The organism is Salmonella sp. HY31 (genome assembly GCF_042604575.1).
Taxonomy (GTDB): Bacteria; Pseudomonadota; Gammaproteobacteria; order Enterobacterales; family Enterobacteriaceae; genus Salmonella; species Salmonella diarizonae.
The window spans coordinates 2,921,696-2,934,841 of sequence record NZ_CP170479.1; the positions used below are offsets into that span (position 1 = coordinate 2,921,696).

The 13,146-nt window shown below is 55.4% G+C and carries 13 protein-coding genes; 6 read left to right on the top strand and 7 right to left on the bottom strand.

The genetic code is table 11. The features are described 5' to 3' along the window. Nucleotides 1–81 precede the first annotated feature (81 nt). Together putA and ACE15A_RS13945 are read left to right on the top strand one after the other, a co-directional pair. Nucleotides 82–4,044, top strand: a complete 3,963-nt coding sequence (gene putA, locus ACE15A_RS13940; protein WP_053510691.1) for a trifunctional transcriptional regulator/proline dehydrogenase/L-glutamate gamma-semialdehyde dehydrogenase — start codon at nucleotides 82–84, stop codon at nucleotides 4,042–4,044. Nucleotides 4,045–4,102: 58 nt separating this feature from the next. Continuing rightward, nucleotides 4,103–4,498 (top strand): lysozyme inhibitor LprI family protein, encoded by a 396-nt coding sequence (locus ACE15A_RS13945; RefSeq protein WP_053510693.1) that lies wholly within the window; start codon nucleotides 4,103–4,105, stop codon nucleotides 4,496–4,498. Here the strand turns inward: ACE15A_RS13945 and rutR are convergent. Together rutR and ACE15A_RS13955 are read right to left on the bottom strand one after the other, a co-directional pair. Beyond that, entirely contained in the window at nucleotides 4,495–5,133 is a 639-nt protein-coding gene (rutR, locus tag ACE15A_RS13950; RefSeq protein WP_023248707.1) for an HTH-type transcriptional regulator RutR, read from the bottom strand. The two genes, ACE15A_RS13945 and rutR, sit on opposite strands and share 4 nt — an antisense overlap. 135 nt (nucleotides 5,134–5,268) lie before the next feature. After that, nucleotides 5,269–5,436 carry a general stress protein gene (locus ACE15A_RS13955; protein WP_001273663.1) on the bottom strand — a complete coding sequence of 56 codons (168 nt, stop codon included), beginning with the start codon at nucleotides 5,434–5,436 and terminating at the stop codon, nucleotides 5,269–5,271. Nucleotides 5,437–5,820: 384 nt separating this feature from the next. Between ACE15A_RS13955 and wrbA the strand changes: the two genes are divergently transcribed. Both wrbA and ACE15A_RS13965 read left to right on the top strand, forming a co-directional pair. Then, the gene (gene wrbA / locus ACE15A_RS13960; protein ID WP_023248708.1) at nucleotides 5,821–6,417 is read left to right on the top strand and encodes an NAD(P)H:quinone oxidoreductase; all 597 of its coding nucleotides are present in this window, start codon (nucleotides 5,821–5,823) and stop codon (nucleotides 6,415–6,417) included. Between the two features lie 20 nt (nucleotides 6,418–6,437). Beyond that, a complete protein-coding gene (locus ACE15A_RS13965) occupies nucleotides 6,438–6,665 on the top strand; it encodes a YccJ family protein (RefSeq protein ID WP_023248709.1) in 228 nt (75 codons plus the stop codon). Between the two features lie 33 nt (nucleotides 6,666–6,698). On the opposite strand, the gene agp is transcribed toward ACE15A_RS13965, so the two are convergent. From agp to ACE15A_RS13990, 5 genes are all read right to left on the bottom strand, one after another. Then, nucleotides 6,699–7,940, bottom strand: coding sequence for a bifunctional glucose-1-phosphatase/inositol phosphatase (agp, locus tag ACE15A_RS13970; RefSeq protein ID WP_053510695.1), 1,242 nt, complete (start codon nucleotides 7,938–7,940; stop codon nucleotides 6,699–6,701). Nucleotides 7,941–8,072: 132 nt separating this feature from the next. Then, on the bottom strand, nucleotides 8,073–8,579 hold the full coding sequence (locus ACE15A_RS13975) for a protein disulfide oxidoreductase (RefSeq protein WP_023248711.1): 507 nt from the start codon (nucleotides 8,577–8,579) through the stop codon (nucleotides 8,073–8,075). Then, nucleotides 8,569–9,192, bottom strand: coding sequence for a DsbA family protein (locus ACE15A_RS13980; RefSeq protein WP_023248712.1), 624 nt, complete (start codon nucleotides 9,190–9,192; stop codon nucleotides 8,569–8,571). The genes ACE15A_RS13975 and ACE15A_RS13980 overlap by 11 nt, the downstream gene beginning before the upstream one ends. Beyond that, nucleotides 9,189–11,075, bottom strand: a complete 1,887-nt coding sequence (locus tag ACE15A_RS13985) for a protein-disulfide reductase DsbD (protein WP_053510698.1) — start codon at nucleotides 11,073–11,075, stop codon at nucleotides 9,189–9,191. Before ACE15A_RS13985 ends, ACE15A_RS13980 begins: the two co-directional genes overlap by 4 nt. Nucleotides 11,076–11,123: 48 nt before the next feature. Continuing rightward, on the bottom strand, nucleotides 11,124–11,486 hold the full coding sequence (locus ACE15A_RS13990) for a hypothetical protein (RefSeq protein ID WP_053510700.1): 363 nt from the start codon (nucleotides 11,484–11,486) through the stop codon (nucleotides 11,124–11,126). Between the two features lie 234 nt (nucleotides 11,487–11,720). On the opposite strand from ACE15A_RS13990, the gene cbpA reads away from it, so the two are divergent. Together cbpA and cbpM are read left to right on the top strand one after the other, a co-directional pair. Beyond that, on the top strand, nucleotides 11,721–12,641 hold the full coding sequence (cbpA, locus tag ACE15A_RS13995; protein ID WP_023248715.1) for a curved DNA-binding protein: 921 nt from the start codon (nucleotides 11,721–11,723) through the stop codon (nucleotides 12,639–12,641). Further along, nucleotides 12,641–12,946, top strand: coding sequence for a chaperone modulator CbpM (gene cbpM / locus ACE15A_RS14000; protein WP_023227206.1), 306 nt, complete (start codon nucleotides 12,641–12,643; stop codon nucleotides 12,944–12,946). The genes cbpA and cbpM overlap by 1 nt, the downstream gene beginning before the upstream one ends. Nucleotides 12,947–13,146: the final 200 nt, after the last annotated feature.

A 13,146-nucleotide genomic window follows, 5' to 3' on the forward strand; every position in this document is an offset into this window, starting at 1 on the left:
GGTTGCACAAAGTTGCAACATGGTAGATATTTTCCGCTAACTATCAGTTAGCAGATATAGCGAACAACAGGAGCAGAGGGTATGGGAACCACCACGATGGGGGTTAAGTTGGACGACGCCACGCGCGAGCGGATCAAAACGGCCGCATCGCGTATCGATCGCACGCCGCACTGGTTGATTAAACAGGCAATCTTTAGTTATCTGGACAAACTGGAAAATAGCGATACGCTGCCGGAGCTGCCTGCGTTGTTTGCCGGCGCGGCGAATGAAAGCGAGGAGCCGACCGCGCCGCAGGATGAGCCGCATCAGCCCTTTCTGGAGTTTGCCGAACAGATCCTTCCTCAATCCGTCTCGCGCGCCGCTATCACTGCCGCCTGGCGCCGCCCGGAAACCGATGCGGTGTCAATGCTAATGGAACAGGCGCGCCTGTCGCCGCCTGTCGCTGAACAGGCGCATAAACTGGCGTATCAACTGGCGGAGAAATTGCGCAATCAAAAATCCGCCAGTGGTCGCGCGGGTATGGTGCAAGGCCTGTTGCAGGAGTTTTCCCTCTCTTCGCAAGAAGGCGTAGCGCTGATGTGTCTGGCGGAAGCGCTGCTGCGTATTCCCGACAAAGCTACGCGCGATGCGTTAATTCGCGACAAAATCAGTAATGGCAACTGGCAGTCGCATATTGGCCGTAGCCCGTCGCTGTTTGTAAACGCCGCCACCTGGGGGCTGCTCTTTACTGGCCGACTGGTCTCAACGCATAACGAAGCCAATCTTTCGCGCTCGCTGAACCGCATTATCGGCAAGAGCGGCGAACCCTTAATCCGCAAAGGCGTCGACATGGCGATGCGTTTAATGGGCGAGCAGTTCGTTACCGGCGAAACCATTGCTCAGGCGCTGGCGAATGCCCGAAAACTGGAAGAGAAAGGGTTCCGCTATTCTTACGATATGCTGGGCGAAGCCGCGTTAACCGCCGCCGATGCGCAGGCCTATATGGTCTCTTACCAGCAGGCGATTCATGCCATCGGCAAAGCGTCTAACGGTCGCGGTATTTACGAAGGGCCAGGCATCTCGATTAAACTGTCCGCCCTGCATCCGCGCTATAGCCGCGCGCAATACGATCGGGTAATGGAGGAGCTTTATCCGCGCCTGAAATCCCTGACGCTGCTGGCGCGCCAGTATGATATCGGTCTCAATATCGACGCCGAAGAGGCGGATCGCCTGGAGATCTCGCTCGATCTACTGGAAAAACTCTGCTTCGAACCCGAACTGGCGGGCTGGAACGGCATTGGCTTTGTGATTCAGGCTTACCAGAAACGCTGCCCGCTGGTCATTGATTATTTAGTCAGTCTGGCCTCCCGTAGCCGCCGTCGGCTGATGATTCGTCTGGTGAAAGGCGCCTACTGGGATAGCGAAATCAAACGCGCGCAAATGGAAGGGCTGGAAGGCTATCCGGTTTACACCCGCAAAGTGTATACCGATGTCTCTTATCTGGCCTGCGCGAAAAAACTGCTCGCCGTACCTAATTTGATCTACCCGCAGTTTGCGACCCACAACGCCCATACATTAGCGGCGATTTATCATCTGGCCGGGCAAAATTACTATCCGGGTCAGTACGAATTCCAGTGCCTGCACGGTATGGGAGAACCGCTGTATGAACAGGTCACCGGTAAAGTGGCGGACGGAAAACTTAACCGCCCCTGCCGTATTTACGCGCCGGTGGGAACACACGAAACCCTGCTGGCCTATCTGGTACGACGCCTGCTGGAAAACGGCGCCAACACCTCTTTTGTCAACCGCATCGCCGATGCCACCCTACCGCTCGATGAACTGGTGGCGGACCCAGTCGAGGCCGTGGAAAAACTGGCGCAGCAGGAAGGTCAGGCTGGCATACCACATCCGAAAATTCCCCTGCCGCGCGATCTGTACGGCGAAGGCCGGATAAACTCCGCCGGACTTGATTTAGCGAATGAACATCGCCTCGCCTCACTTTCTTCTTCCCTGTTAAGCAACGCCATGCAGAAATGGCAAGCCAAACCTGTGCTGGAACAACCGGTGGCCGACGGTGAGATGACGCCGGTTATCAACCCGGCGGAACCGAAAGATATTGTCGGCTGGGGACGCGAAGCGACAGAAAGCGAGGTTGAACAGGCGTTGCAAAACGCGGTCAATCAGGCACCGGTTTGGTTTGCGACGCCGCCGCAAGAACGCGCCGCCATTTTGCAGCGGGCGGCGGTATTGATGGAAGACCAAATGCAGCAGTTGATTGGTCTGTTGGTGCGTGAAGCGGGGAAAACGTTCAGCAACGCCATTGCCGAAGTGCGCGAAGCGGTAGACTTCCTCCATTATTATGCCGGTCAAGTGCGTGACGATTTCGATAACGAAACGCATCGCCCGTTAGGACCGGTGGTCTGCATCAGTCCGTGGAACTTCCCGCTGGCCATTTTCACCGGCCAAATCGCCGCCGCGCTGGCGGCAGGCAACAGCGTTCTGGCAAAACCGGCAGAGCAGACATCGCTGATTGCCGCCCAGGGCATTGCTATTCTGCTGGAAGCGGGCGTACCGCCGGGCGTCGTGCAACTGTTGCCGGGACGGGGAGAAACCGTCGGCGCCCAGCTCACCGCCGATGCGCGTGTACGCGGGGTGATGTTTACCGGTTCCACGGAAGTCGCGACGTTGTTGCAGCGCAACATCGCCACGCGTCTTGACGCCCAGGGCCGCCCTATTCCATTGATTGCGGAAACCGGCGGCATGAACGCTATGATTGTCGACTCTTCCGCGCTCACCGAGCAGGTGGTCGTGGACGTGCTGGCTTCCGCTTTCGACAGCGCCGGACAACGCTGTTCCGCGCTCCGCGTGCTGTGTTTGCAGGACGATATCGCCGAACATACGCTAAAAATGTTACGCGGCGCGATGGCGGAGTGTCGGATGGGGAATCCAGGCCGTCTGACGACCGATATCGGGCCAGTGATTGATAGCGAGGCCAAAGCCAACATTGAGCGCCATATCCAGACGATGCGCGCCAAAGGTCGCCCGGTTTTCCAGGCCGCGCGTGAAAACAGCGAAGATGCGCAGGAATGGCAGACCGGTACGTTTGTTATGCCCACGCTTATTGAGCTGGAAAACTTCGCAGAACTGGAGAAAGAGGTCTTCGGACCCGTGTTGCACGTCGTGCGCTATAACCGTAACCAACTGGCGACACTTATCGATCAGATTAACGCTTCCGGCTACGGGTTAACGCTGGGCGTGCATACCCGTATCGATGAAACCATTGCGCAAGTCACCGGTTCCGCCCATGTCGGCAACCTGTACGTTAACCGTAATATAGTGGGCGCGGTCGTCGGCGTCCAGCCGTTTGGCGGCGAGGGACTGTCCGGTACCGGGCCAAAAGCGGGAGGGCCACTCTATCTCTACCGCCTGCTGGCACACCGCCCGTCCAATGCGCTCAATACGACTCTTACTCGTCAGGATGCGCGTTACCCGGTAGATGCGCAGCTTAAAGCGACGCTACTCGCGCCGTTGACCGCCCTGACGCAATGGGCGGCGGATCGCCCGGCGCTACAGATGCTCTGCCAACAATTCGCCGATCTGGCGCAGGCCGGCACGCAGCGCCTGCTACCGGGGCCGACCGGGGAGCGCAATACCTGGACGCTGTTGCCACGTGAACGGGTGTTATGCCTGGCTGATGATGAACAGGACGCGCTGGCGCAGCTTGCCGCCGTTCTCGCCGTCGGCAGTCAGGCGCTATGGCCGGACGATGCCTTCCACCGTGATCTGGCGAAATGCCTCCCCGCCGCCGCTGCGGCGCGTGTCCAGTTTGCGAAAGCGGAAACGCTGATGGCGCAGCCGTTTGACGCGGTGATTTTCCACGGCGACTCCGACAAGCTGCGGACCGTGTGCGAAGCCGTCGCCGCCCGCGAAGGCGCAATAGTGTCGGTACAGGGGTTCGCCCGCGGCGAAAGCAATATGCTGCTGGAACGGCTCTATATTGAACGTTCGCTAAGCGTAAACACTGCCGCCGCTGGCGGTAATGCCAGCCTGATGACAATTGGCTAATACTGTGGTTAATTAGGGCTCCGTCAATGGAGCCTTTTTACTCGCATCAGAGGACCATATGAAACGAATTTTCCTTACCTGCGCTGCGTTGTTGTTCAGCAGTCAGGCGTTGGCTGATGAGTGTGCCAGCGCCAGTACGCAACTGGAAATGAATCGCTGCGCCGCAGCGCAATACCAGGCGGCAGATAAAAAGCTGAACGAAACCTATCAAAGCGCGATTAAACGTGCGCAACCGCCGCAGCGCGAGCTGTTACAAAAAGCGCAGGTTGCATGGATTGCCCTTCGGGACGCCGATTGCGCGCTTATTCGCTCAGGTACAGAGGGCGGCAGCGTGCAACCGATGATCTCCAGCCAGTGCCTGACCGATAAAACGAACGAACGCGAAGCATTTTTAGCCTCGCTGTTGCAATGTGAAGAGGGTGATTTGAGCTGCCCACTGCCGCCAGCCGGTTAACGCACGCGAATCCCTTCAATAATAATGCGCTGAACGCTTTCGACCGTTTGGTTGAAAAAGGCTTCATCGCGAAGCGTCGCGCCGGTTACCGCTTCAACCTGAGGGGCAAAATCGGCGTAATGTTGCGTGGTGGCCCAAATCATGAAGATCAAATGGTACGGGGAGACGGGCGCCAGTTTCCCGCTGTGTACCCATCCGGCAATCAGCGCTGATTTTTCATCTATCAGAGCTTTTAGATCGCCGGTCAGTTCATCCATTAATAGCGGCGCGCCCGCCAGCATCTCCATACAGAATAGCCGTGACGCCTGCGGATAATCACGCGAAACTTCCAGCTTGAGACGGATATACTCTTTGATGGCCTCCAGAGGAGAAAATTCTGCGCGAAACGCCTTGAGCGGTGCCAGCCAGACATCAAGGATCTGCCGCATTACCGCGACATACAACGCCTCTTTCGAGGGATAATAATAGAGCAGGTTGGTTTTGGAGACTCCCGCCCGTTCAGCCACCTGCTCAAGGCGCGCGCCATGAATGCCATACTGGGAAAAAACAGCGAGCGCGGCCATCAAGATAGCCTGCCGTTTTGCACTGGCGGCCTGCGAACGTTTCCCGATTTTTTTCTCTACGCGTTGCGACATGCGCCCTCTCCTTTTTGTCAGGACGCAAGCATACCAAATCCGGCTTATAAACAAAAAACCGCCGGAGATCCGGCGGCGGTGGCGCATAACGCTTTTTAACGAGAAACACTAAACGTCAAGCTATTTTTACGCAGGCTAGCTATTACGGTTACTGCTTTTGCCCCCTTTTTTGCCTGCTTCAGATGCACGCTGCGGGTCATTCTTAAAATTGCCCCCGCTGTGCTGGCCACCTTTACGACCTGCTTCTGATGCTCTTTCGCGGTCTTCCGCAAAATTACCGGAACCGCCACGATGGTTTGCCATTACTGACCTCCGTCATAGATTAGACATCATATTGCATAGGTAGTGAGGAGTATCTCCTCGCGCAGCGTATAAACGATGCCATCAGTAACGCCACGTAAGATTAAGCGTAGTGAAAATCGCCGTGGTATGCCGCTTACCGAAATATTCTGCAACATCAGAAGCCGAATATGCAGAATAATAACCATAAGAAATAAATAAGTTGCTCTTATGATTGAAAAAATCGAAGCGCTTAAAAATGTATCATTTTGCAACAAAGGCCGAAAAATCAATTATTGTTATAAATCAAAGAAGTGGCGCTGAAATTTGCACTCTTCGCAGGAGGGCATATCTTTAAATAGACGTAGCGAATCGCTACACACATGATTAATCTGAGGAGTAGTACAAATGGCAAAGATTCTGGTGCTCTATTATTCCATGTACGGACACATTGAAACCATGGCGCACGCGGTGGCGGAAGGGGCAAAGAAAGTCGACGGCGCAGAGGTCATTATAAAGCGTGTGCCAGAAACGATGCCGCCTGAAATCTTCGCAAAAGCTGGCGGTAAAACGCAAAACGCCCCCGTCGCAACCCCACAGGAGCTGGCGGATTACGATGCGATTATCTTTGGTACACCAACCCGGTTTGGCAATATGTCAGGCCAGATGCGTACCTTCCTGGATCAAACCGGCGGACTGTGGGCATCCGGAGCGCTATACGGCAAGCTCGGCAGCGTGTTTAGTTCTACCGGAACGGGCGGCGGCCAGGAGCAGACCATCACCTCGACCTGGACTACACTTGCCCATCATGGGATGGTGATTATCCCGATCGGTTATGCCGCACAGGAGCTGTTTGACGTCTCCCAGGTACGCGGCGGCACGCCTTACGGCGCAACGACTATCGCTGGCGGCGACGGTTCACGCCAGCCAAGCCAGGAGGAACTTTCTATCGCGCGCTATCAGGGGGAATACGTCGCCGGTCTGGCAGTAAAACTCAACGGCTAATCTTCAACAGGAGGATTCGAATGCCAACTCAAGAAGCAAAAACGCACCGCGTCGGCGAATGGGCAAGCCTGCGTAATACGTCGCCGGAAATTGCCGAAGCCATTTTTGAAGTCGCTCACTATGACGAGAAACTGGCAGAAAAAATATGGGAAGAAGGTAGCGATGAGGTGTTGATCAAAGCCTTTGAGAAAACGGACAAAGACTCGCTCTTCTGGGGCGAACAGACCATCGAACGTAAGAACGTATAACACAAACGCCCCCGCCTGCGCGGGGGCATACTGTTATTTTGCGGCTGTATTCATGACGTTATCGAACTTATCAAGCGGACAGAAGCCGTTCGCATCCACCGGACATCCTTTCAATTCCAGCGTTACCCTTTGCGCAGGCGATTTGAGCGTTAACGCTTCCGCGTTACGTAACTGCCGGGCGCTCTGGTAGACATACTCGATTTTCATCAAATCCCGGTTAGCGTTGCCGTCATGCCAGCGTTGGAAGACAAGCTGACCGCCAATCGGCGTTCTCTCATACTGGTCATGGAGCTGATAGGGTTTAAAATCCAGCGCCGTCAGCAGCGAAGCGATATTGGAATCATGCCCCACCAGCACGGTAATCTTCGGCGCGCTAACGCGATCGGCAACCAGCACCTTATCGATATATTTCACCAGCGGCGCAGCAACATTGCGCGCCACCGTTGGTGAGGTAAACAGGCTGTCCTGGTAGCCGTTTTTCAGTTTTGACAGCACTTTCCACTGCCGATCGGTGTTAATCTTGCCCCAGGCAACCTGATCCAGCGGAAAACCTTCGTAATATTGTAGGGTAAACGCATCCACCAGCGAGTTCCCTACTTTCAACGGCCCCTGCACGCCAGGCTCTTGCTGATAATTCGCACTGAAGGTATTTTTCGCGTCGATTAGCGAACATTGATGCTTCTCTTTGCAGGACGGCGAGTCCTGATAATGTGTTATCTGCTCAAGCAGTTTATAACTCTCATCAAGATGCATCTGACTACGCGCTTTTTCCATCGCCTGTACGGCCTGTTGCCTGAACGCAGCGGAATCATCGGTAATCACCGGATTGAAGGTAGGGTCCATAGTGCCCATTTTTTCCTGATGATGAACCGGAATATCACAGCCGGGGAAAGCGCCGGTAATGAAAAATTGCGCAGTGGCGACGGTGCGCTGCAAACTATTCGCATAGGCATATACCGTATCGGGCGCCGGACATTCTCCTGGCGGTATCAGCCCCTGCGCGACCAGCCATTCACGTGTGTAGTGCCCCATATAGACTTCCAGCACGCCGCCTTTCGTCGTCAGTTGCCCGCCGGGAACGTCCCACGCCGGCCAGGCGTTCGGCGTCGACTGCGCCAGTACGCTGCCATTATTCGCCAGCGGCGCCCGCAGATTATGGCGGCTCATCATCAGCACCTGTTGTAATTGATAACCTTCTGGCGTTGTCTGCGCCTGTACGGCGGATGACAACAAAATAGCCCCTGCCACAGCAACAGCGAGTAATGATTTTTTCATCCCTATGACCTCTTGTTGTTATCAAATCGTTCTGAGTGTGACAGAAACGGATCATTTTTCCGGGAACGATTTCGCAAAACGGGGGTTTTTCTTACAGTAAACGCGTTAGCGCCGGGAAATCCCGGCGCATATTCAGAACGTTTTCGCCCACCACAGCCGAAGCTTCATGCCCCAATAGCTGGTCCAGCCGCTGGTGGTGAAAACGACCCGACCCTGTGAAACCACCACCAGCGTTGGCGTCACGCTGATTTCCCAGCCAGCGGATAAGGCGCCGTTAGCATCATTGACGACCGGAAAGTCAACGCCCTTGCGCGCTAGCCAGCGGGCAACCTCAGCGTCATCGCCGGAGCGGAGCGCAACGGTCATGACGTTTTCCCCTTCCGCCGCCAGGCGAGCGACCGCAGGCGTAGTAAAGCGGCATACCCCGCACCAGCTAGCCCAAAAATAGAGCAGTACGGGGCGTTCCTCGCTCAGTGTCGCCAGAGTTGTCGACTCTCCCGTCAGCGTACGTAACGGTGTAGCAGCAAACGACGGAGGTGCCTGCGGCGCGCGCCAGACGTCCATGGCCACCATCACCGCGATGAGGAGCGCCAGAAAAACCGCGGCTTCACGCAGCCAACGCCGCAGTTTACCCGCCATTGGCAGCCGCCAGTTTTTCTTTCACCACCGCTTCCAGCGTATCCCAGGGCACTGCGCCCGGAATCAGTTCGTCGCCGATGATCGTCGCTGGCGTTCCTTGCACGCCGACCAGCCTTGCCAACTGCAAATTCGTGCGTATGGTTTCCATGCTTTTTTCATCCAACGTCACTGGCGTAGCCCCTGCTTTCTCCTGGGCCTGTTTAATACTGCCATCCGTATGGTAACCGCGCTTTTGCATGAGTTTTTCATGTAGTGCGAGGAACTGTTGCGGATGATCGCGCCAGGTGGTCAGCGCAATACGCGCCGCCAGTACGGAGCTCTCTCCTTTGAATGGCAGCGGTTTAATAATGACCGCAACGTCAGGATATTTCTGCACAATCTTCTCAAGCATCGGATCGAGCTGTTTACAATACGGACAGTTGTAGTCCGTAAAGTTCACCAGCGTCAGTTTAGGGTGTTTAGCGCCTATCCGCGGGCTGGCAGGATCGTTAAACAACGCCGCATGGATCAGATTTTCAATCTGCTTTTCCTGATCCGGCGTAAAAGGGGCGGTTTCTTGCGCGATGCTCAGCGTCGAAAACAGCGCCAGCAGTAAAACAATCATGTATTTCATTGGGTTATTCCTTTCGCTTTTTTCAACGTTTGTAATACCGCATCGCGGGTCAGCAAGGTGGGCAATGCCTCCCCTTCCGGCAAGCCGGGGCCATATATCTGATTAAACGGAACGGCGACCTGGCCGCGCGTTTTCAGAAAATCTGTAATGGCATCGGACGGCAGCGTCCAGTCTCCCCGCAGCGCCACAACATCCGGCTGTTGCAAGGCGGCCTGCACATCCTCTTTTTGCAGCACGTTGTATTTATTCACTTTACAGGTAATACACCAGTCCGCAGTGACATCGACAAATACCCGCTTATGCTGCGCCAGCGCCGACTGGATTGCCTGTTCACTCAACGGTTGCCACTGAACATTGTCTTGCGCGCTCTTTGACGCCGTGAAGCCGAAATGCGGCAGGAGTAACGTCGCCAGCCAGATAGCCGACCCCAGCATCATCAGACCGAGAACCCTGCGCAGGACGTTCATCCAACGCCCGGGGCGCGGTAAACGTAGCGCAAGCCCTGGTCGTATCGCGACCAGTAGCCACGGCGCGCTCATTCCCAGGCCTAGCGCAAGGAACAGCCCCCAAAGCGCCGGCAGCGACGCCGTGAGCGCCACCGCTACCGCCGTGCCCAAAAACGGCGCGCTACAAGGCGTCGCCAGCAGCGTGGCGAACGCCCCCTGCCAGAAATGTCCCGACATACCGTTACCGCCATAAGTGGCAAGTTTCGTGGTCATAGATGAGGGAAGCCGGAACTCAAAAAGCCCGAACAGGCTGGCGCTAAACAGCAACATCACCAGCGCCATAAAACCAATAAACCATGCATTCTGGAACTGGACTCCCCAGGCCAACGCATGATTCGACAGGCGAAGGAGGGTCATAAACACGGCCAGCGCCATAAATGACGCAATGATGCCGGCGATCGAAGCCAAAAATTGTCGCCTGATGTGCGATCGGCTTTTTTCCTCTACCAATAAGATAGAGCCAAGTTTCATGCCCAGAACCGGCAGCACGCAGGGCATTAAATTAAGAATCAGTCCGCCGACCAGCGCCATCAATACAACCTGCCAGAAAGGTAGCGCCGCATTGTCCGGCGTCTGCGCTGGCGCCGCGCCAATGGTTTGCGTGCTCTCCTGGGCGATAGCGCCATCGGCTAACACGAGGGTCAGCGATTTGTCGCGCAAATCGGGCGCCTTTTCGCCCCAACTGTCCGTCACCGGCACCGTCGCCTGTAACCTGTCGCCCTCTACGCGCAGACGAGGCTTCGCAAAATCAACGTCATCCATGGTGTCAAGATAGAGCCCGGGCGATGACCAGCCCGCCGCTCGCGTAGCAGTGATCACCAGTTCTCCCGTGCGATAGCCGACCTCAAGCGAGTCCGTTAGTCCACTGCGTAGCGGAACTTTGCCCATCGCCCGCGCATAGTCATGGGCAAAATCGGCATTCTGCACAGTGGGCGTCACGGAAAAGGGGTAATCGGTCAACAGACAAACATTGCTGCAGGTTGATAACGTCAACACGCCGCTCAAGGTCGCGGGCGGCGTACCGCGCACGATCATCGGGAAGGTCACCTCGTCGTGATAGCCCTGGGTGGTGATATTCGCCACATCAAAGCGCGAGGGGGTTGGCCAGAACCAGCTCACCTCAGGCATGTCGCCTTTCCAGGCGATAGAGGGCGCGACGCCCCCTTCCCCCGGCGCGCGCCAGTAGGTTTTCCAGCCGTTGTCCAGTTTTACATCCAGCAACAGCCGGGTCTCGCCATTAGCGGACGTATCGGCACGTAGCCGTATGCTGGCATGGTCGTTATCGGGCGAACGCAGCCAGCCGCTTTCCGCCGCCCAGGAGACGGGCAGCCAAAGCCATAACAGGCAGAACAGTATCCGCCTGAACAAAATCATCATATTTTTTCTCCGTGAATGAGTAATTAACCGTTAGCAATAACCGGTCTGTCATTCACGGAAGACACAAAATCGTAGATGTACCCGTAATGTGGGCGGCGAAATAGCCCGTGGAGGCGAAAACGGCAGGCGCATGACCCGGACAGGCGCCAGCAAGGAAAGCAGTAGACAAAGCGCAAGGATAGCGCCTTCAAAGAGTACCGGAGGTGCCGCCAGCAGCGACTTGGTGCTTAATTCACAGGGAGTGACCGGCGAGGCGTCATCCGTCGAGGGATGGGCGCTAACTACCGCTGAAGAGGCCGTCGCCTGCATCTGCAAGGCGTGCAGGCCCGCCATGCGTTGCGCGGTACAAACCATTACCACGACACATGCAAGGCAAAGAAACCACCAGCCCATCCGTTGTTGTTTCGCCATTGCGCCCTCACTGTTTAACGCGAGTTATCTTAGCCACTGGGGCGGTTTTGGCAACCTTTCCCCTGTAAAGTTATGTCGGCGCGTTACGCAACCTCTGATAGTCGGACGACGTAATTTATTCTTACTCATGATATAACTGGTGTTTTCATACGCATTTTTCAGGTTTACCCTACACTTAGTGGAGATACCTTTTTGGGGTCCCTTCTGTATGTATTGATTTAGCGAGATGATGCTATGGAACTTAAGGATTATTACGCCATTATGGGCGTGAAACCGACGGACGATCTCAAGACGATTAAGACCGCCTATCGCCGACTGGCCCGCAAGTACCATCCTGATGTCAGTAAAGAACCCGATGCCGAAGCCCGTTTCAAAGAGGTTGCTGAAGCATGGGAAGTGCTGAGTGATGAGCAACGGCGCGCCGAGTATGACCAGTTATGGCAACACCGTAACGATCCACAATTTAATCGCCAGTTCCAGCAACACGAAGGCCAACCGTATAACGCCGAAGATTTCGATGATATTTTCTCATCTATCTTTGGTCAGCATGGTCGCCATTCGCACCACCGCCACGCCGCACGCGGTCATGATATCGAAATCGAAGTGGCGGTATTCCTGGAAGAAACGCTGGACGAGCACCAGCGTACGATTAGCTATTCCGTCCCCGTTTATAACGCGTTCGGCCTGGTGGAACGGGAAATACCCAAGACATTGAATGTGAAGATCCCGGCTGGTGTCAGCAACGGGCAACGAATCAGACTGAAAGGCCAGGGCACGCCGGGGGAAAACGGCGGACCTAATGGCGATTTATGGCTCGTTATCCATATTGCCCCGCATCCGCTCTTTGATATCGTCAATCAGGATCTGGAAGTCGTCCTTCCGCTTGCCCCATGGGAGGCGGCGCTCGGCGCTAAGGTGTCCGTACCAACGCTTAAAGAGCGCATTTTGCTGACCATTCCCCCCGGCAGCCAGGCAGGCCAGCGGTTGCGTATTAAAGGCAAAGGATTAGCCAGTAAAAAACACACAGGCGATCTCTATGCCGTCATCAAAATCGTTATGCCGCCGAAACCCGATGAGAAGACAGCCGCCCTGTGGCAACAACTGGCGGACGCGCAGTCGTCCTTTAATCCACGCCAGCAATGGGGGAAAGCATAATGGCTAACATCACTGTCACCTTTACCATCACCGAATTTTGTTTGCACACCGGCGTGACGGAAGAGGAGCTGAACGAAATCGTCGGACTTGGCGTGATTGAACCTTACGAGAATGATAATGCCGACTGGCAATTCGACGATCGCGCAGCGAGCGTGGTACAACGTGCGCTACGCTTACGCGAGGAGCTGGCGCTCGACTGGCCAGGGATCGCGGTCGCGTTAACGCTGCTGGAAGAGAATTCACGGCTGCGCGAAGAAAACCGACTCCTGCTGCAACGCCTTTCTCGCTTTATCTCTCATCCTTAATCCGCAATAAAGGCAATAAACCGCGGGTGGGCTTTCAGCCCGCCTCGGATTTATATGCACCTGATAAAATACCAGAACGCATCTGACGCGCTCCACCAACTGAAGATATATAGTCTTACACAACGCCTGCGGCCTGTTCAACAAACCACCAATGTTATGAATTAATGCACCATTAAGAACCTCATCGTTTAAATAAAGAC